Here is a 17220-nt window from a genome sequence, read left to right as displayed (position 1 = left end):
CATGTCTCGATGGCGCATGGCGCTCCTGCTGCTCGCGGGGGTGGCCTATGCCGGCGTTTCCCATTGGATGATGCTGTTCCACGCCGCCGAGCCCTGGGCGGTAGGGTTGCTGCTCGCACCGCTGTGGCTGGCGGCGCTGGGCCTGGCCGGTAGCCGTTTCGGCGCCTGGGGCCTTGCGGCGGCCGGCGCCGTCGGCGTGATCGGCTTCGCGCTGGTGCTGCGCGGCGAGGCGGGGGACCCCAATCGGCTCTATGTGTTCCAGCATGCGGGCATCAACGCCTTGCTGTGCGGATGGTTCGGCAGCACGCTGCGCGGCGACCGCCTGTCGCTGATCGGCCAGTTCGCCGCGCGCATCCACCCGCTGTCGCCGGCCATGCGCGCCTACACCGCGCGGGTGACCTGCGTCTGGAGCGGCTACTTCGCGCTCATGACCGTGGCTTCGATCGCGGTCTACGCCTTCTTGCCTTTCGCCGCCTGGTCGGTGCTGGCCAACCTGCTCACGCCGGTGATGGTGGCGGGGCTGTTCGTGGGCGAGTACCTTCTGCGCTACCGGCTGCATCCCGAGTTCGAGCGCACCCGCCTGATCGACACGGTGCGCGCCTTCTACAACGCGCCGGTCGACACCCACACCCGGCGATGAATCCGATCCCGCTTCTTTCCGATCGCGACCTCGATGCGCCGTTCGCCTGGCGTCACGGCGTGCCGGTGAGCGCGCGCCAGTTCCTGGCCGACGTCGAGCGCTTTGCGCCAGAGCTCGAGGCCGGCGGCCCGGTGATCAATCTCTGCGTCGACCGCTATGCCTTCGCAGTCAGCTTGGCGGCCGCCCTGGTGCGCGGCGAGACCAGCCTGCTGCCGCCCGATGCGCGGCCCGACACGCTGGCGCGCCTGGTCGAGGCCGGCGGCCACACCTTCGCCATCATCGATGCGGAACAGGTCGAGACGCCGGGCATGCCGCGCATCCTGATGGAGCACCGGCCGCCGGTGGTCGACGCGGGCGACCAGCCCGTGCCCCAGATCGCAAGCGACCTGCATGCCGTGAGCCTGCTGACCTCCGGCTCGACCGGCGCGCCGCAGCCGCATGCGAAGTCGTGGCAGACGCTGGTGGGCGACGTGGCGGCGGCGGTCGGCCGCTTGTCCGGCCTGCTCGGTCGCTCTTCGCTGTCCGGCCTCACGCTGGTCGCGACGGTGCCGGTGCAGCACAGCTATGGCCTCGAATCCTCGGTGCTGCTGGCGATGCTCGGCGGCGCCGCCTTCGACAGCGGCCGGCCTTTCTTCCCGGCCGACGTCGCGGCGGCGCTGGCTTCGGTGCCGCAGCCGCGCGCGCTGGTGACCACGCCTTTCCACCTCAAGACCTTGCTGCTTTCGGGCGTGGCGCTGCCGCCCGTGGACCTGATCCTCTCGGCCACCGCGCCGCTCTCGCCGCAGCTCGCGGCGCAGGCCGAGCAGGCCACGGGCGGCATGCTGATCGAGATCTACGGCAGCACCGAGTCGGGCCAGGTCGCGACGCGGCGGCCCACGCAGAGCGAGATCTGGGAGACCTTCGGCCAGATCCGCTTGCATGCCGAGCACGACGCCGAGGGCGGCGAGCGCTTCATCTTCGAAGGCGATTTCATTCCCGAGCCGACGCCCCTGGCCGACGTGCTGGAGTTGGTCGACGAGCGCCGCTTCCGCCTGCTGGGCCGCGCCAACGATCTGATCCACGTGGCAGGCCGGCGCAGCTCGCTGGGCTACCTCAACCACCATCTCAACAGCATTCCGGGCGTCGTCGACGGCGCCTTCTGGCTGCCCGACGACGTGACCGACGGCGTGGTGCGGCCGGTCGCCTTCGTGGCGGCGCCGACGCTCGATGCGCACGCGATCATCGCGGCGCTGCGCGAGCGGCTCGAAGCCGTGTTCGTGCCGCGTCGCGTGGTGCACGTCACGGCGTTGCCGCGCGAAGGCACGGGCAAGCTCACGGCGAAGGCGCTGCGCGAGTTTGCGCTGGCGCAGCTCGCCTCGGACGGCACGCCGGTGCAGCTCACGCACGAGGTGCCGCCGGACCATCCGGCCTTCGCGGGCCACTTCCCGGGCCAGCCCTTGCTGCCGGGCGCGCTGCTGCTGTCGGAGGTGCTCGAAGCCGTGCAGGTCGTGCCGGCGCTGGCGGCGCGGCTCGGCCGGCAGCCGACGCTGGCAGCCGCCAAGTTTCTCGCGCCGGTGCGCCCGGGCAGCACGCTCGTGATCGATTTGATTCCCGAAACCGGCGCCTCGCGCGGACTGCGCTTCGAGGTGCGCGCGGCCGGCGTGCTGGCCGCGAGCGGGCGCTGGACGCCGGGCAGCACGACATGAGCAGCATCCCCCCCGAGGCCGGCGACGCGAAGTCGCGCCAGGCCGACTGGTCGCGCATGCCCGAGCGCAGCAACATGCTGGCGCTGCGCGTGATCTGCTGGATCGCCATCACCTGCGGACGGCCGCTGACGCGCCTCATCCTGCACCCGATCAGCCTCTACTTCCTGCTGTTTTCGCCGGCACAGCGGCGCCACATCAAGCGCTACCTGTTCCGCGCCATCGGCCCGCGCGCGGGATGGGCCGATGGCTACAAGCTGCTCCATGCCTTCGCCTCGACGGTGCTCGATCGCATCTATTTCCTACGCGGCCGCATGGATCTGTTCGACATCCGGATCTACGGCAACCTGCCGGTCGAAGCCGAAGCGCATGCGGGGCGGGGCGCCTTCCTGCTCGGGGCGCACATCGGCAGCTTCGAGGCGATGGGCGCCTGCAAGCACCAGAGCCAGAACCCCGAGGACCTGCGGCTCGCGATGTTGATGTACCAAGACAACGCACAGCAGATCACCAAGGTGCTCGACACCATCAGCCTGCCCGGTCTGCGGCCCCACATCATCGCCCTGGGCCGGCCGCATTCGATGCTCGCGCTGCGCGACTGGCTCGACGGCGGTGGCCTCGCGGGGCTGCTGGCCGACCGCACGCTGGCGGGTGCGGACGAGGGGGGGCAGCAGCGCGGCAACAGCATCGAGCTGCCTTTTCTCGGACAACCGGCCCTCATCAACGACGGGCCGTTCCGGCTCGCTTCGCTGCTGCGCCGCAAGGTGTTCTTCATGGCTGGGCTCTATGCGGGAGGGGCGCGCTACGATGTGCGCTTCGAACCCCTGGCCGATTTCAGCGAGCGGGTGTCCGACCCGGCGGAGCGGGAACGCCGCATCCGCGCCGCGCTCGAAACTTATGTGGCACGGCTCGAGGCCTTGTGCCGTGCCTATCCCTACAACTGGTTCAACTTTCATGACTTCTGGCTCGAAGATTAGGCTTGAGCGCTGGTGCAGGGGGCTCGTGGCGGCGCTGGCTTTTTCCGCATCGTCCGCATGGGCCTTCGACCTTCCTGAACTGATGGGCCTGCTCGCCAAGCAGAAGAGCGGCGAGGCGCGCTTCACCGAACAGCGCTTCGTGCGCGGCATCGAAGGCCCGCTGGACGCGAGTGGCACGCTGAGCTTCCAGGCGCCTGACAAGATGACGCGCCGCACGCTCACGCCGCGCCCCGAGACGATGGTGGTCGATGGCAACACCCTGACCCTGTCGCGCGGCGGGCGCACGCGCACCATGACGCTCGACAGCATGCCCGAGCTGCTCGGCATGGTCGAAGCCATGCGCGGGACCTTGAACGGCAACACCCAGAGCCTCGCGCGCTACTTCCGCACCTCGGTCTCCGGCACGCCCGACAAGTGGACGCTGGAGCTCGTGCCCATCGACGAGAAGCTCGCGGCCCAGGTGCGCACGCTGCGGTTGAGCGGACGCGCGGGCGAGGTGCTCGGCATCGAGATGGAGTTCATCGGCGGCGATCGCTCGGTGATGAGCATCACCCCCACGCGCAACGCGCCGTGACGCGCCACGCTGGCGCGCCCGGCCGGCGGCGCATCGCGCTGGTGCTCGGCATCTGGTTGTTGGCGATCCTGGCCGGCATCGCGCTGATCGCGCGCACCCATTTCAGCGCCGACCTCTCGGCCTTCCTGCCCGAAAGCCCGGACGAGCGGCAGCGCGTCCTGATCGAGCAGCTGCAAAGCGGCATCGCATCGCGCACGCTCTTCATCGGCATCGAAGGCGGCAGGGACGCCGCGCAGCGCGCCGAGGTGTCGCGCGCCGTGGCTGCGACCATGCGCGAGAGCAAGCTCTTCGACCAGGTCCAGAACGGCGACACCAGCGACTGGAAGGAGTCCGGCACCTGGCTCTTCGACAACCGCTACCGCCTCGCGCCCGGCGTCACTCCCGAGCGCTTCACCGTCGCCGGCTTGCGCGATGCGATCGTCGACACCTTGTCGCTGCTCGGCACGCCGGCCGGCAACATCACCAAGCCGCTGCTGGAACGCGATCCGACCGGCGAGACGCAGCGCATCGCCGAAGGCCTGATTCCCGCGAGCTCGCCGCGCAGCGAACAGGGCGTGTGGGCCTCGCGCAGCGCGCCGCGCGCGCTGATCCTGGCGACCACGCATGCGGCCGGCAGCGACCTGGACGCGCAGGCCGTCGCGGTCGAGCGCGTGCGCAGCGCCTTCGCCGCCGCCACGCGCGAGATGGGCAGCGCCGCCCCGCGCCTGCAGATGAGCGGCGCGCCGGTGTTCTCTGTGCAAAGCCGCGACCAGATCAAGGGCGAGGCGATCAAGCTCGCCACCGTCGGCGGCATCGTCATGGGCGTGCTGCTGCTGCTGGCCTTCGCCTCGCCGCGCGCGCTGGTGATCGCGGTGCTGCCGGTCGCAACCGGCGTGGTCGGCGGCACGGCGGCGGTCAGCCTGTGGTTCGGCGAAGTGCACGGGCTCACGATGGGCTTCGGCAGCACGCTGATCGGCGAGACCGTCGACTACGCGATCTACTACCTGATCCAGGCGCGCGGCGCCGCGGTGCCGGGGACCGGCTGGGAGCGGTGGCGCGAGATCCACTGGCCCACCGTGCGGCTGGGCCTGCTGACCTCGGTCTGCGGCTTCGCGGCGCTGGTGTTCTCGGGCTTCCCCGGGCTCGCACAGCTCGGCGTGTTCTCGCTGGCCGGCCTGATCGCCGCGGCGCTGGTCGCGCGCCACGTGCTGCCGGTGCTCGCGCCCGACGGCGCGACCGGCATGGGCATGCGGCGCCAGATGGCCCAGGTCGCCGGCGTCATCGTGCGTGCGTTGCCGCGCCTGCGCTATGTGTTCGTGGGCCTGGGCGCTGCTGCGCTGGCGCTGGTGCTGTGGCAGGGCGGCCACCTGTGGCGCGCCGAGCTGAGCGCCATGAGCCCGGTGCCCAAGGCGGCGCAGCAGCTCGACGAAGAGCTGCGTGCCGACATCGGCGCCAGCGACGGCGGCACGCTGGTCGTGGTCCGCGGCGCCGACGAGCAGGCCACCTTGCGCAATGCCGAGGCCGCCGCCGCCAAGCTCGAAGCGCTGGTGGACCAGGGCGAACTGGCGGGCTTTGAAAGCGTCACCCGCCTGCTGCCCAGCGAGGCCGCGCAAGCCGCGCGCATCGCCAGCCTGCCCGATGCCGCGACCCTGAAGACGCGGCTGGCCGAGGCGACCCAGGGCCTGCCGCTGCCGGCGAGCCGGCTGGCGCCTTTCCTTGCCGATGTCGAGAAGGCGCGTGCCCAGCCCATGATCCGGCGCGCCGATCTCGAAAGCGGGCCGCTGGGTGCCGTGGTCAACGCGCTGATGTTCCAGCGCCCGGGCGGCGGCTGGTCGGCCCTGATCTCGCTGCATCCCGGCGAGCGCTTCGATGCCGGTCGCCTGGCGGCGGCGCTGGCGGACGTGCCCGAGGTGCAGGTGGTCAACGTCGGCGACGAGCTGCGCGGCCTCTACCGGCGCTACCTGCACGAGGCCTTCGTGCAGGTGATGCTGGGTGCGCTGGCGGTGGTGGTGCTGCTGGGCCTCTACCTGCGCTCCGGGCGCCGGCTGCTGGCCGTGTGCGAGCCGCTGCTGGTGGCGGTGTTGCTCACGCTCGGCGGCCTGGCGGTGCTGCAGGTGCCGCTGGGCATCCTGCATCTCGTGGGCCTGCTGCTGGTGGTGGCCGTGGGCTCGAACTACGCGCTCTTCTTCGACCAGCTGCGCGAGACCGGGCGCGCCGACGAGGACACGCTGGCCTCGCTGATGCTGGCCAACCTCACGACGGTGGTGTCCTTCACGCTGATCGCGATCTCGGAGATCCCCGCGCTGTCCGCGATCGGCCGCGTGGTGGCGCCCGGCGCGCTGCTCGCGCTGCTGCTGTCGGCCGCGTTCGCGCGCGGGCCGGCCGGCGCTTCCGCAGCCCGCCAGTGATGGGAAAATCCGCGCCGATGTCCCAAACCCTTGTTGTCTCCGAATCCTGGCCCTGGCCGCCGATCATTCGCGCCAGCGTCGGCTGGCACCTGCTCGCCATCGCGGGGGGCGTGCTGGTGCCGGGTGCCGCGCCCTGGGCCATCGGCGCGATCGTGCTCAACCATGCGCTGATCACGGCCGCCGGCCTCACGCCGCGCAGCACCTTGCTGGGGCCGAACGTCACGCGACTGCCGCAGGCGGCCATCGCGCGCCGCGAAGTCGCGATCACGATCGACGACGGGCCCGACCCGGAAGTCACGCCGCAGGTGCTGGACCTGCTCGACGCCCATGGCCAGCGCGCTACCTTCTTCTGCATCGCCGAGCGTGTGCTGGCGCATCCGGCCCTCGCGCGCGAGATCGTGGCGCGCGGCCACAGCATCCAGAACCACACGGCGCGGCATCGGCACAACTTCTCCTTTCTCGGGCCGCGCGGCTTCGCGGCCGAGATCTCGCGGGCGCAGCAGGTGCTGCACGAAGTGACCAGCGAGCGGCCGACCTGCTTTCGCGCGCCCGCGGGCCTGCGCAATCCTTTTCTTGCGCCGGTGCTGCATCGCATGGGCCTTTCGCTCGTGAGCTGGACGCGCCGCGGCTTCGACACGCGCGAGCGCGACGCGGCCACCGTGCTGGCACGGCTCACGCGCGATCTGCAGGCGGGCGACATCCTGCTGCTTCACGACGGCCATGCCGCGCGCACGGCGGCCGGACAGCCGGTCGTGCTCGAGGTATTGCCCCCCTTGTTGGCGCGCATTCATGCGAACGGCTTGCGCGCAGTCACCTTGCCGGAAGCATTGGCCGCATGAGTTCACAGACAACGACCCCAACAGACGCCGCATGGCGCCGACTGCATGAAGCGGCCACCGCGCCGTACCGGAAGGCAGGCAACTTCGCCTGGCATTTCGCGCGCGGCAAGCTGGGGCGCGACCCGGTGTTCCGCGGCCTCGTCGAACGCGGCCTGATCGGCGACAGCCGTCAGCGCGTGGTCGACATCGGATGCGGCCAGGGTCTGTTCGCAAGCCTGCTGTCGGCGATGGCCGCGATGCAGTCGCGAGCCGACCAGTGGCCGTCTGCGTGGCCCAGGACGCCGCTCGCCGCCGACTACACCGGCATCGAGCTGATGCCCAAGGACGTGGCGCGTGCCGAGAGCTCGATCGGCCATCTGCAGCCGGCGCCGCGCTTCGTCTGCGGCGACATGTGCACGGCCGCCATGCCGGCTTGCGACCTGGTCGTGATCCTCGACGTGCTGCACTACGTCGACCACGCCGCGCAGGAAGGCGTGTTGCAGCGCGTGCATGCCGCGCTGCAACCGGGCGGGCGGCTGCTGCTGCGCGTCGGCGACATGGCCAGCCGGCGCGGTTTCGCGATCAGCCAGTGGGTGGACCGCACCGTCACGCGCATCCGCGGCCATCGCGTCTCGCCGACCTGGGGCCGGCCGCTTTCGGACTGGACGACGCTGCTGCAGCGCCTGGGCTTCTCGGTGCAGAGCATTCCGATGAGCGAGGGCACGCCCTTCGCCAACGTGCTGCTGGTGGCCGACCGCAGGGAGCTTGCGTGACCACCGCGCCGCAGCAGCTCGACCAGGCGGGCATCGCAAGGCGCATTCCGCACAGCGGCAGCATGTGCCTGCTGGAGCGCCTGGTGTCGTGGGACGCGCAGGCCATCCATTGCACCGCCACGACGCATCGGCGCGAGGACAACCCCTTGCGCACGGCCAGCGGGCTGTTATCGCCGAATGCGATCGAATACGCGGCGCAGGCCATGGCCTTGCACGGCGGCCTGATCGCGGAGGAGGGCAGCGAGCCTTCCGCCGGCTTCCTGGCCAGCGCGCGCAACGTGCGGCTTGCCGTGCAGCGCCTCGATCAGGTCGAAGGCGAACTGCATGTGCATGCGCAGCGCGCCTCGGGCGACGCCAGCCAGATCCTCTACGAATTCGCGGTGAAGGACGCGCAAGGCAGGCCGCTGGCCGAAGGCCGTGCGGTGGTCGTGCTGAATACGCCGCTTGCCACGGGAGCCTTGTCATGAGCCTTGCTGGAAAACGCGCACTGATCACCGGCGCCAGCGGCGCCCTCGGCGCGGCCATCGCCGAGCGGCTGGCGCGCGACGGCGCCACCGTGCTGCTGCACGCGAACTCGCGGCCCGAGGCCGTCGAGCGGCTCGCGGCCGCCATCGCCGCCGCGGGCGGCCGGGCCGAATGCCACGTGTTCGACCTGCAGAGCGACGAGGCCTCGCGCACCGCCTGCGAGCGCATGCTGGCCGGCGGGCCTGTGCAGGTGATCGTCAACAACGCCGGCGTGCACGACGACGCGGTGCTGCCCGGCATGAGCGCCGCGCAGTGGCACAAGGTGATCGACGTCTCGCTCAACGGCTTCTTCCGCGTCACGCAGCCCTTGCTGCTGCCGATGCTGCGCACGCGCTGGGGCCGCATCCTCAACATCTCGTCGGTGGCCTCGCTGACCGGCAACCGCGGCCAGGTCAACTACGCGGCCGCCAAGGGCGCGCTCAACAGCGCGACCAAGGCGCTGTCGCTCGAGGTGGCGGCACGCGGCGTGACCGTCAACGCCATCGCGCCGGGCATCATCGCCTCGCCGATGGCCGACGGCGTGTTCGACAAGGCCATGATCGACCAGCTGGTGCCGGTGAAGCGGGCCGGCAGGCCGGAGGAGGTGGCCGCGCTGGCGGGTTTTCTGGCCAGTGACGAGGCGGCCTACATCACGGGGCAGGTCATTTCCATCAACGGTGGAATGATCTAAGCCGCTCAGCGCTGGAACGGCGGCGCGCGCCGCAGCCGGCGCAGCAGGAGAACGGGCAGACGCAGCACGAACTCCAGCATCAGCCGCGTGTGCATCCAGCTCAACAGCAGGTTGTCGCGCACGTAGTTGAAGTGCGAGACGCCGCCTTCTTCGGCCGTCAGGTACTTGACCGGCGCGTCGATGTTGACCGGCTTGACGCCGCGCCACGCGAGGCGCACCACGGCCTCGGTGTCGAAATCGAAGCGCCGCATCCAGGGCTGGCGCGCCATCACCGCGATCAGGTGCGGCACCGGATAGACACGGAATCCGTAGAGCGAATCGCCGATGCCGGCGAAGAGAGTTTCGAGGTGGGTCCAGCCATTCGAAAGTTTGCGTCCGCGCACGCGCAGCAGCGGCGCCGAGGCATCGAACACCGGACGGCCGAGCACCATGGTCTCCGGCCGGGCCTGCGAGGCTTTCATGAAGGCGGGGATCAGATCGGCCGGATGCTGACCGTCCGAATCCATGGTGAGCGCATGCGTGTAGCCGGCCTCCTGCGCCGCGCGCAGGCCGTGCAGCACGGCGGCGCCCTTGCCCTGGTTCTCAGGCAGCACCCACACGCGCAAGCCGGGGTCGGACGCGGCCATCTGCTGCAGGCGTTCGCCGGTGCCGTCGGTGCTGCCGTCGACCACCACCCAAACCGGGCTCCATTGGGCGCGGGCCGCGCTGACGGTCGAGAACAGGCGCTCGCCTGTGTTGTAGCTGGGAATCAGGACAAGGTGGGTGCGCGAGACGTCTGGCATGCGGGCTGCGCGTCGGTGGCGCGCTGTTCCATGGGGTGGCGAAAGTACTGTTCGATCTCGTGCAGCAGCGCATCGCTGTCCTGTTGCGGCGCAAAGCGCTGGCCGAGCCGCAGCCTGAAAACGATCGGCAGCGGCGGCACGCGCCACAGCGGCCAGCCTTTGCCGAGGTAGGGCGAATCGGTGTCGATGAAGACGGTCTGGATCGGCGCCTGCGCGAGCTTGGCGATCAGCGTGACGCCGGGCCTGAAGGCATTCAGCGGCGGCGTCACGGTGCGCGTGCCCTCGGGGAAGATCACGAGCTGGCCGCCATCCTTGAGGTCGTCGACCGCGAGCCGCACCATGGTCCGTGCCGAGTCGTTGCGGATGTAGCGCGCCAGACGCGCGCCGGCGCCGAGGAAGATGTTGCGCATCAGGTCGGCCTTCATGATGCAGGCGCTGCGCGGCAGACGCGCCACCAGCAGCAGGGCGTCGAGCATGGTCGGATGATTGGCGACGAAGATCACGCCGCGTTCGTCGCGCAGGGCATCGAGGCAGTTCGCGTCGATGCGCATCATGCCGATGGCCGAGGCCGTGGCCCAGAACGAGCGGTAGGCGAAGGCGATGACCCTGCGGCCGAGCGAGCGGCCCACGCGTGCCGGCAGCACCGGGTAGAGCAGCATCGCGACCAGGTTCCAGGCCAGCGAGATGCTGCCCAGCAGCAGAAGCAGGGCGTAGAGCAGCAAGGCGAGCGGAATGAAGAAAATCCAGCGCAGCAGCCGGTTCATGGCGTACTCGCGCCTTCAGGCGCGCAACGAGCCGTTGGCAACCGCATGGGCCTCGATCTCCACCAGCAAGTCCTGGCGGCAGATGTCTGCTTCCAGGTAGACCGCGTGGCTCACGGTGTGAGCCTCCGCACCCAGCGCTTCTTCGAGCACCCGGCGCACGACCGGCGCATCGGCGACATGGCGCACATACACCACGCAATCGAGCGCCGCCAGATCGAAGCGCGTGGTCGCGCGCTCATTGGCCGCCGCGATCACCGCGCCGAGGTTGCGCAGCGTTTCCTGGGTCTGCGCCTGGACGTCGTCCGGGTGCACGGTTTCATGTCCGACGATGCTCGCCGTGCCCGAGATGAAGAGCGCCACGTCGCCGCCGCCGATCTCGGCCAGTGCCGCGCGCGAGAAGGTCGGCGAGCGCGGGCCGTAGGTCGGCGGATAGCGGTAGGCCGAGACCTGCCGCGGGTTCTCGACCGGCAGCGGCGCAATCCGTCCCGCCAGGAAGCGTATACACAGCGCGCCCTGGTGGATGCCGAGCGCGCAAGCCGCCGGCGCGCCTTCGAAGGCGGCCTGGCCGGCGTCGAAGAAGGCCTGCTGGCGGCCGAGGTTGAATTGCCGATAGCGCTCGAGGCCGCCGCCGTCGGCGTTGATCTGCGGCAGGTAGTTCCATACGCGCAGCAGGTGGGCGCAACCCGTCTGCTCGAGCGACGCGAACAGGTCGCGATAGGCCCGCTGGGCGAGGGCGGCCAGGCTCGCCTTCTCGGTGGCCTCGTCGAGGTCGATGGCGCCCAGCATCCAGTGGCCGTCGCAACGCCAGCGCACCACGCCGGTGGTGCCGGATTCGATGCGTTCGCTGGCGTGCCACACGTCGGCCATCGCGCCTGCCTGCGAAAGAACGCGCGCATTGACCGTTGGCATCCAGGCCAGGTCATTGGGCGTGCCGTAGCCCAGCGCGCCGAAGGGCGGATTGCCGGCAGACAGCAGGGCCAGGCTTTGCGACAAGGACAGCCGCTGAACGCGCAGGGGCGGCACCCCGTTGAAATCGCGCGCGCTCACTGGGCCTCGACGATGTTTTCGCCGGCGAGCGGCCCGAGGTCGCGGATCACGAACACGTCGCAGCTGTCGTGCAGAGGCGCGGCGGGCTCGGCTGTTGTTGTAGGGGTGTTCATGCGCTTTGACTGGGGATTCCAAGAAGATGCCCGTTCGGACCTGGCGCATCAGCGGCGGATTATCCCAAAAAGCATCCATGGTCTCGCTGTAGGACACGGGGCGTTGCGCGCGCCGGACAGTAAACTCGCTACCTGCTTTGAAAACACGAGATAGCGAGATAGCAAGCCATGGCCGGACACAGCAAATGGGCGAACATTCAGCACAGGAAGGGCCGGCAGGACGAGAAGCGCGGCAAGCTCTGGACCCGTGCGATCCGTGAAATCATGGTCGCGGCACGCGCCGGCGGAGGCGACCTGAGCGGCAATCCGCGGCTCAGGCTGGCCGTCGAGAAGGCCAAGGCAGTCAATCTGCCGGCCGACACCGTCAAGCGCAACATCGACAAGGCCACCGGCAATCTCGAAGGCGTCAACTACGAGGAAATCCGCTACGAAGGCTACGGCATCGGCGGTGCCGCGATCATCGTCGACACCATGACCGACAACCGCGTGCGAACCGTCGCCGAGGTGCGCCATGCCTTCGCCAAGCACGGCGGCAACATGGGCACCGAAGGCTCGGTCGCCTTCCAGTTCAAGCACTGCGGCCAGTTCGTCTTTGCGCCCGGCACCAGCGAGGACAGGGTGATGGAAGTGGCGCTCGAAGCCGGCGCCGAGGACGTGGTGACCGGCGACGACGGCGCCATCGAGGTGCTGGCCGCGGTCGGCGACTTCGAAGCTGTCAAGAACGCGCTCGAGGTGGCAGGCCTGCAACCCGAGGTGGCCGAAGTCACGATGCGGGCCGAGAACACCATCGAGCTCACGGGCGAGGACGCCGCGAAGATGCAGAAGCTGCTCGACGTGCTCGAGGACCTGGACGACGTGCAGGATGTCTATCACAACGCAGCGCTCTCCGAATGAGGAAAGCGCCCATGAAAGCCTGCGAATGAAGGTACTGGTGATTGGAGGAGGGGGCCGCGAGCACGCGCTGGCGTGGCGGCTGGCGCAGGCCGCTCGGGTCAGCCGGGTCTATGTGGCACCTGGCAACGGCGGCACGCGCGCGGATTCGCGCTACGAGTGCATCGACATTTCCGAGCCCGCCGCGCTGCGCGCCTGGGCGCTGAAGGAAAAGATCGCGCTGACCGTGGTCGGCCCCGAGGCGCCGCTGGCGGCCGGCGTGGTGGACGAATTCCGCACGCACGGCCTGCGCATCTTCGGGCCCACCAAGGCGGCGGCGCAGCTGGAGAGCTCCAAGGCTTTTTCCAAGGCCTTCATGAAGCGCCACAAGATCCCGACGGCCGAGTACGAGGCCTTCACTCATCCCGCGGCCGCGCACGCCTACGTGAATGCAAAGGGCGCGCCGATCGTGGTCAAGGCGGACGGCTTGGCCGCAGGCAAGGGCGTGGTGGTGGCGATGACGCTCGAGGAGGCGCACGAGGCCATCGACTTCATGCTGCTGGACAACAAGCTCGGCATCACGCACAACGAGGGCGAAGACGGGAAGGCTTCGCCGCGCGTCGTGATCGAGGAGTTCCTGCAGGGCGAGGAAGCCAGCTTCATCGTGCTGTGCGACGGCCGCAACGTCACTGCGCTGGCCACCAGCCAGGACCACAAGCGTCTGCTGGACGACGACCAGGGTCCCAACACCGGCGGCATGGGTGCGTACTCGCCGGCTCCGGTGGTCACGGCCGAGGTGCATGCGCGCGCCATGCGCGAGATCGTCCTGCCGACCATCCGCGGCATGGAAAAAGACGGCGTTCCTTTCACCGGCTTCCTCTACGCGGGCCTCATGATCGATGCCGCGGGCCATCCGAAGACGCTCGAATTCAACTGCCGCATGGGCGACCCCGAGACCCAGCCGATCATGATGCGGCTCAAGTCCGACCTGTTCGAGGTGTTCTGGCACGCCACCGACGGCACGCTGGACCAGGTCGAGCTCGATTGGGACCGCCGCGTCGCGCTCGGCGTGGTGATGGCGGCGCACGGCTATCCGCTCGCGCCGCGCAAGGGCGACCGCATCACGGGCATTCCGCCCGAGGCGCCCGATGCCGTCGTGTTCCATGCGGGTACCGCGATCGAAGACGGCGAACTCAGGACCAGCGGCGGGCGCGTGCTCTGCGTGACCGTGCTGGCCGACAGCGTCAAGCAGGCGCAGCAGCGCGCCTATGCGGTCGCGGCGCGCATCCAGTTCGACGGCGCGCAATACCGCAAGGACATCGGGCACCGCGCCGTCCACGCGCGCGGTTAAGGCTGATGCGCGAGGATCCACAAGCAGTCGGCGATTACCTGCGGGGTTTGCAGCAACGCATCGTGGGCGCGCTCGAAGCGGCCGACGGCACTGCCTGCCTTCGCGACGAGTGGCGCAAGGAGCCGGGCGAGCCGCTGCAGGGGAGCGGCCTGACCTGCATCCTCGAAGAGGGTCCACTGTTCGAGCGCGCCGGCTGCGGCTTTTCGCAGGTACGCGGCCACAAGCTGCCGCACTCGGCCACCCAGCATCGCCCCGAGCTGGCTGGCGCCCCCTTCGAGGCGATGGGCGTGTCGCTGGTGTTCCACCCGCGCAACCCCTATGTGCCCACCGTGCACATGAACGTGCGCATGCTGGCCGCGCTGCCGGCGGGCGGCGAGCCCGTGTGCTGGTTCGGCGGCGGCATGGACCTGACGCCCTACTACGGCTTCGAAGAGGACGCGGTGCATTTCCATGGCGCCTGCCGCGATGCGCTGGCGCCTTTCGGCGCCGACAAGTACCCGCGCTTCAAGACCTGGTGCGACGAGTATTTCTTCCTGAAGCACCGCAACGAGCAGCGCGGCATCGGGGGCATCTTCTTCGACGATTTCGCCGAGCTCGGTTTCGAGCAGAGTTTTGCGATGCTGCGCGCGGTCGGCGACGCCTTTCTCCCGGCCTACCTGCCGATCGTGAAGCGGCGCCGCGACATGCCCTGGGGCGAGCGCGAACGCACGTTCCAGCTCTATCGCCGTGGTCGCTATGTGGAATTCAACCTGGTCTGGGACCGCGGCACGCACTTCGGCCTGCAGTCGGGTGGCCGCACCGAGTCGATTCTCTTGTCGATGCCGCCGCTCGCGAGCTGGGCGTACCGCCAGGCGCCCGAGCCCGGCACGCCCGAGGCCGCGCTCTACCGCGATTTCATCGTGCGGCGCGAATGGCTGTGAGCGGGCCCCGCATCGGCGTCTTTGGCGGCGCCTTCGATCCGCCCCACAACGCGCATGTCGCGCTGGTCGAGGCCGCGCTGGCGCAGCTGAATCTGGCCGAGTTGCGCATCTTCCCGACCGGCGACGCCTGGCACAAGCAGCGGGCGTTGAGCGCGGCCGAGCACCGCCTCGCGATGGCGCGGCTGGCCTTCGGCGGCTTCGAGCGCACGGTGATCGACGCGCGCGAAACGCTGCGCCCGGGCCCCACTTACACGCTCGACACCTTGCGCGAGCTGCAGCAGGAGCAGCCCGCGGCCCAACTGGTGCTGATCATGGGCGCCGACCAGGCCGCTTCGTTGCCGCAATGGCACGGCTGGCAGGAGATTTTGTCGATTGCTATCGTTTCCGTAGCGTATCGCGCAGGCAGCGCGGGCTCTGCCGGTCCCGCAGGCCCTAGAATCCTGCCTCCCCTCCCGTCCGGTGCGCGCGTCGAAACGCTCGAACTCGCGCCGATGGACGTCAGCGCGACCGACATCCGGACCCGCGCCGCGACGAGCGTCGACTTTTCTCGTCTGGTTCCGCCGGCGGTTGCACGCTATATTGACCAACACCATCTCTATCGATCCGCCTGATGAACACTGAAGCCGCCGCCAAGAAAGACACCCAGAAACTCCAGAGAGCCATCATCGACGGCCTCGAGGACGTCAAGGCGCAGGACATCCAGGTATTCGACACCGAGCATCTCTCGCCGCTTTTCGAGCGCGTGATCGTCGCTTCGGGCACCTCCAACCGCCAGACCAAGGCGCTGGCCGCCAGCGTGCGCGATGCGGTGAAGGACGCCGGCTTCAGCAAGCCGCGCGTGGAGGGCGAGGACAACGGCGAGTGGATCATCGTGGACTGCGGCGCCGCGGTCGCGCACATCATGCAGCCGGCGATCCGGCAGTACTACCACCTCGAAGAGATCTGGGGCGACAAGCCGGTGCGCACCAGGCTGGGCGCTTCCAAGCCAGCCGCCCCCGCCAAGGCGAGCGAGGACAAGGCGCCCGCGGCCAAGAACAGCACCTCGCTGCGCCGCTCCAGCGCGGCGAAGACGGCGATCCGGGCGGCCGAACAGGACGCCAAGGCAGCCAAGGCAAAGCCTGCGGCCAAGAAGACCGCCGCCCGGAAGACGCCGGTCAAGACGATGGTCGTGAACAAGGCGCCTGCGAAGAAGGCCGCAGCCTCGAAGAAGGCCGCGCCGGCGGCGAAGAAGGCGCCGCGCAAGACCGCATCGTCGCGGTCATGAAACTGCTGGTGGTCGCGGTCGGGCAGCGCATGCCCGACTGGGCGCAGACCGCCTGGGACGATTACGCCAAGCGTTTTCCGCCCGAACTCAAGCTCGAACTGCGTGCGGTCAAGACCGAACCGCGCGGCTCCAAGACGCTCGAAACGCTCTACGCGGCCGAGCGCGAGCGCATCGAAGCCGCGATCGCCAAGGGCATGCGCATCGTGGTGCTGGACGAGCGCGGCACCGCGCTCACCACCAAGGCGCTCGCTGCCCGCTTGCAGGCCTGGCAAGGCGAGGGCGACGACGTCGCGCTGGTGATCGGGGGCCCCGACGGGCTGGACCCCGCCTTCAAGGCCGCGGCGCACGAACGCATTCGCCTGTCGGACCTGACGCTGCCTCACGCGATGGCGCGCGTGCTGCTCGTCGAGCAGCTCTACCGCGCCTGGTCGGTCAACGCCGGGCATCCTTATCACCGCGAATGAACTCGTCTTTCGTCTACCTCGCGTCGCAGAGTCCGCGGCGCGCGCAACTGCTGGGACTGCTCGGCATTCGCCATGAACTGCTGCTGGCGGGGCCGGACGAAGACACCGAGTCGCTGGAACACGAGCTGCCGGGCGAATCGCCGACGGCCTACGTGCAGCGGGTCACCGCGCTCAAGCTCGATGCGGCCGTGGCGCGGCACAAGCGCCTCGGCCTGCCGCCGGCGCCCGTGCTGTGCGCCGACACCACCGTCGCCCTGGGCCGCACCATCCTGGCCAAGCCCGAGGGCGAGCGGGACGCCGAGCGCATGCTCGCGCTGCTGTCCGGGCGCACCCACCGCGTGCTGACGGCGATCGCGCTGCAGCATGGCAAGCGGCGGCATTCGGCGCTCAGCGTGTCGCGTGTGCGCTTCGCCGCCGTCGCCAAGTCGCGCATCGCCGACTACGTCGCCACCGGCGAACCGATGGGCAAGGCCGGCGCCTACGCCATCCAGGGCAGGGCCGCAGCTTTCGTCGAGCACATCAGCGGCTCGCATTCGGGCATCATGGGTCTCCCGATGTTCGAGACGGCGCAGCTGCTGCGCCGGGCCGGCTTCAGACTCTAA

The 17220-nt window shown here is 69.7% G+C and carries 19 protein-coding genes; 16 read left to right on the top strand and 3 right to left on the bottom strand.

From position 1 onward, the window contains the following. The first annotated feature begins 1 nt into the window (after position 1). The 9 genes from AC3A6B_RS12600 to fabG are packed head-to-tail and all read left to right on the top strand — an operon-like array spanning position 2 to position 9043. The gene (locus tag AC3A6B_RS12600) at positions 2-640 is read left to right on the top strand and encodes a COG4648 family protein (RefSeq protein WP_487837045.1); all 639 of its coding nucleotides are present in this window, start codon (positions 2-4) and stop codon (positions 638-640) included. Beyond that, entirely contained in the window at positions 637-2325 is a 1689-nt protein-coding gene (locus AC3A6B_RS12595) for an AMP-binding protein (RefSeq protein ID WP_487837044.1), read from the top strand. The genes AC3A6B_RS12600 and AC3A6B_RS12595 overlap by 4 nt, the downstream gene beginning before the upstream one ends. Beyond that, positions 2322-3296, top strand: a complete 975-nt coding sequence (locus AC3A6B_RS12590; protein WP_487837043.1) for a lysophospholipid acyltransferase family protein — start codon at positions 2322-2324, stop codon at positions 3294-3296. The genes AC3A6B_RS12595 and AC3A6B_RS12590 overlap by 4 nt, the downstream gene beginning before the upstream one ends. Continuing rightward, positions 3274-3870 carry a LolA-related protein gene (locus tag AC3A6B_RS12585; RefSeq protein ID WP_487837042.1) on the top strand — a complete coding sequence of 199 codons (597 nt, stop codon included), beginning with the start codon at positions 3274-3276 and terminating at the stop codon, positions 3868-3870. The genes AC3A6B_RS12590 and AC3A6B_RS12585 overlap by 23 nt, the downstream gene beginning before the upstream one ends. Beyond that, complete coding sequence (locus tag AC3A6B_RS12580; RefSeq protein ID WP_487837041.1) at positions 3867-6257, top strand: MMPL family transporter; 2391 nt, start codon at positions 3867-3869, stop codon at positions 6255-6257. The genes AC3A6B_RS12585 and AC3A6B_RS12580 overlap by 4 nt, the downstream gene beginning before the upstream one ends. After that, entirely contained in the window at positions 6257-7096 is an 840-nt protein-coding gene (locus AC3A6B_RS12575) for a polysaccharide deacetylase family protein (protein ID WP_487837040.1), read from the top strand. Before AC3A6B_RS12580 ends, AC3A6B_RS12575 begins: the two co-directional genes overlap by 1 nt. Beyond that, positions 7093-7848, top strand: a complete 756-nt coding sequence (locus AC3A6B_RS12570) for a class I SAM-dependent methyltransferase (RefSeq protein ID WP_487837039.1) — start codon at positions 7093-7095, stop codon at positions 7846-7848. The genes AC3A6B_RS12575 and AC3A6B_RS12570 overlap by 4 nt, the downstream gene beginning before the upstream one ends. Continuing rightward, positions 7845-8315 carry a hotdog family protein gene (locus AC3A6B_RS12565; RefSeq protein ID WP_487837038.1) on the top strand — a complete coding sequence of 157 codons (471 nt, stop codon included), beginning with the start codon at positions 7845-7847 and terminating at the stop codon, positions 8313-8315. Before AC3A6B_RS12570 ends, AC3A6B_RS12565 begins: the two co-directional genes overlap by 4 nt. Beyond that, positions 8312-9043, top strand: coding sequence for a 3-oxoacyl-ACP reductase FabG (gene fabG / locus AC3A6B_RS12560; RefSeq protein ID WP_487837037.1), 732 nt, complete (start codon positions 8312-8314; stop codon positions 9041-9043). Before AC3A6B_RS12565 ends, fabG begins: the two co-directional genes overlap by 4 nt. Positions 9044-9048: 5 nt before the next feature. Here the strand turns inward: fabG and AC3A6B_RS12555 are convergent, their stop codons facing one another. Genes AC3A6B_RS12555 through AC3A6B_RS12545 form a run of 3 tightly spaced genes read right to left on the bottom strand, consistent with a single transcriptional unit; the run spans position 9049 to position 11636 of the window. After that, positions 9049-9825 (bottom strand): glycosyltransferase family 2 protein, encoded by a 777-nt coding sequence (locus AC3A6B_RS12555; RefSeq protein WP_487837036.1) that lies wholly within the window; start codon positions 9823-9825, stop codon positions 9049-9051. Further along, the gene (locus AC3A6B_RS12550) at positions 9792-10589 is read right to left on the bottom strand and encodes a lysophospholipid acyltransferase family protein (protein ID WP_487837035.1); all 798 of its coding nucleotides are present in this window, start codon (positions 10587-10589) and stop codon (positions 9792-9794) included. The genes AC3A6B_RS12555 and AC3A6B_RS12550 overlap by 34 nt, the downstream gene beginning before the upstream one ends. A 15-nt stretch (positions 10590-10604) precedes the next feature. Next, on the bottom strand, positions 10605-11636 hold the full coding sequence (locus AC3A6B_RS12545; protein WP_487837034.1) for a chorismate transformation FkbO/Hyg5 family protein: 1032 nt from the start codon (positions 11634-11636) through the stop codon (positions 10605-10607). Positions 11637-11917: 281 nt separating this feature from the next. On the opposite strand from AC3A6B_RS12545, the gene AC3A6B_RS12540 reads away from it, so the two are divergent. The 7 genes from AC3A6B_RS12540 to AC3A6B_RS12510 are packed head-to-tail and all read left to right on the top strand — an operon-like array spanning position 11918 to position 17220. Next, positions 11918-12643, top strand: a complete 726-nt coding sequence (locus AC3A6B_RS12540; protein ID WP_487837033.1) for a YebC/PmpR family DNA-binding transcriptional regulator — start codon at positions 11918-11920, stop codon at positions 12641-12643. A gap of 25 nt (positions 12644-12668) precedes the next feature. After that, positions 12669-13970: a phosphoribosylamine--glycine ligase gene (gene purD, locus AC3A6B_RS12535; RefSeq protein WP_487837032.1), complete on the top strand. Its 1302-nt coding sequence runs from the start codon at positions 12669-12671 to the stop codon at positions 13968-13970. Positions 13971-13975: 5 nt separating this feature from the next. Next, positions 13976-14890, top strand: a complete 915-nt coding sequence (gene hemF, locus AC3A6B_RS12530) for an oxygen-dependent coproporphyrinogen oxidase (protein ID WP_487837031.1) — start codon at positions 13976-13978, stop codon at positions 14888-14890. After that, positions 14881-15501 carry a nicotinate (nicotinamide) nucleotide adenylyltransferase gene (gene nadD, locus AC3A6B_RS12525; protein WP_487837030.1) on the top strand — a complete coding sequence of 207 codons (621 nt, stop codon included), beginning with the start codon at positions 14881-14883 and terminating at the stop codon, positions 15499-15501. Before hemF ends, nadD begins: the two co-directional genes overlap by 10 nt. Beyond that, entirely contained in the window at positions 15501-16154 is a 654-nt protein-coding gene (gene rsfS / locus AC3A6B_RS12520) for a ribosome silencing factor (RefSeq protein WP_487837029.1), read from the top strand. The genes nadD and rsfS overlap by 1 nt, the downstream gene beginning before the upstream one ends. Further along, on the top strand, positions 16151-16618 hold the full coding sequence (rlmH, locus tag AC3A6B_RS12515) for a 23S rRNA (pseudouridine(1915)-N(3))-methyltransferase RlmH (RefSeq protein ID WP_093107651.1): 468 nt from the start codon (positions 16151-16153) through the stop codon (positions 16616-16618). The genes rsfS and rlmH overlap by 4 nt, the downstream gene beginning before the upstream one ends. After that, positions 16615-17220 (top strand): Maf family protein, encoded by a 606-nt coding sequence (locus tag AC3A6B_RS12510; protein WP_487837028.1) that lies wholly within the window; start codon positions 16615-16617, stop codon positions 17218-17220. Before rlmH ends, AC3A6B_RS12510 begins: the two co-directional genes overlap by 4 nt.

The sequence above is a fragment of the Variovorax sp. Soil_C_33 genome (assembly GCF_057656935.1).
This window is presented reverse-complemented; position numbering and strand designations above follow the sequence as displayed.

What these genes read in the sequence shown, in the direction of transcription:
- AC3A6B_RS12510 (WP_487837028.1), top strand. Translation starts at nt 16,615, where the DNA reads ATGAACTCGTCTTTCGTCTACCTCGCGTCGCAGAGTCCGCGGCGCGCG.
- AC3A6B_RS12595 (WP_487837044.1), top strand. Translation starts at nt 637, where the DNA reads ATGAATCCGATCCCGCTTCTTTCCGATCGCGACCTCGATGCGCCGTTC.
- AC3A6B_RS12590 (WP_487837043.1), top strand. Translation starts at nt 2,322, where the DNA reads ATGAGCAGCATCCCCCCCGAGGCCGGCGACGCGAAGTCGCGCCAGGCC.
- rsfS (WP_487837029.1), top strand. Translation starts at nt 15,501, where the DNA reads ATGAACACTGAAGCCGCCGCCAAGAAAGACACCCAGAAACTCCAGAGA.
- AC3A6B_RS12555 (WP_487837036.1), bottom strand. Translation starts at nt 9,825, where the DNA reads ATGCCAGACGTCTCGCGCACCCACCTTGTCCTGATTCCCAGCTACAAC.
- AC3A6B_RS12585 (WP_487837042.1), top strand. Translation starts at nt 3,274, where the DNA reads ATGACTTCTGGCTCGAAGATTAGGCTTGAGCGCTGGTGCAGGGGGCTC.
- fabG (WP_487837037.1), top strand. Translation starts at nt 8,312, where the DNA reads ATGAGCCTTGCTGGAAAACGCGCACTGATCACCGGCGCCAGCGGCGCC.
- purD (WP_487837032.1), top strand. Translation starts at nt 12,669, where the DNA reads ATGAAGGTACTGGTGATTGGAGGAGGGGGCCGCGAGCACGCGCTGGCG.
- AC3A6B_RS12600 (WP_487837045.1), top strand. Translation starts at nt 2, where the DNA reads ATGTCTCGATGGCGCATGGCGCTCCTGCTGCTCGCGGGGGTGGCCTAT.
- AC3A6B_RS12575 (WP_487837040.1), top strand. Translation starts at nt 6,257, where the DNA reads ATGGGAAAATCCGCGCCGATGTCCCAAACCCTTGTTGTCTCCGAATCC.
- rlmH (WP_093107651.1), top strand. Translation starts at nt 16,151, where the DNA reads ATGAAACTGCTGGTGGTCGCGGTCGGGCAGCGCATGCCCGACTGGGCG.
- AC3A6B_RS12540 (WP_487837033.1), top strand. Translation starts at nt 11,918, where the DNA reads ATGGCCGGACACAGCAAATGGGCGAACATTCAGCACAGGAAGGGCCGG.
- nadD (WP_487837030.1), top strand. Translation starts at nt 14,881, where the DNA reads ATGGCTGTGAGCGGGCCCCGCATCGGCGTCTTTGGCGGCGCCTTCGAT.
- AC3A6B_RS12550 (WP_487837035.1), bottom strand. Translation starts at nt 10,589, where the DNA reads ATGAACCGGCTGCTGCGCTGGATTTTCTTCATTCCGCTCGCCTTGCTG.
- hemF (WP_487837031.1), top strand. Translation starts at nt 13,976, where the DNA reads ATGCGCGAGGATCCACAAGCAGTCGGCGATTACCTGCGGGGTTTGCAG.
- AC3A6B_RS12570 (WP_487837039.1), top strand. Translation starts at nt 7,093, where the DNA reads ATGAGTTCACAGACAACGACCCCAACAGACGCCGCATGGCGCCGACTG.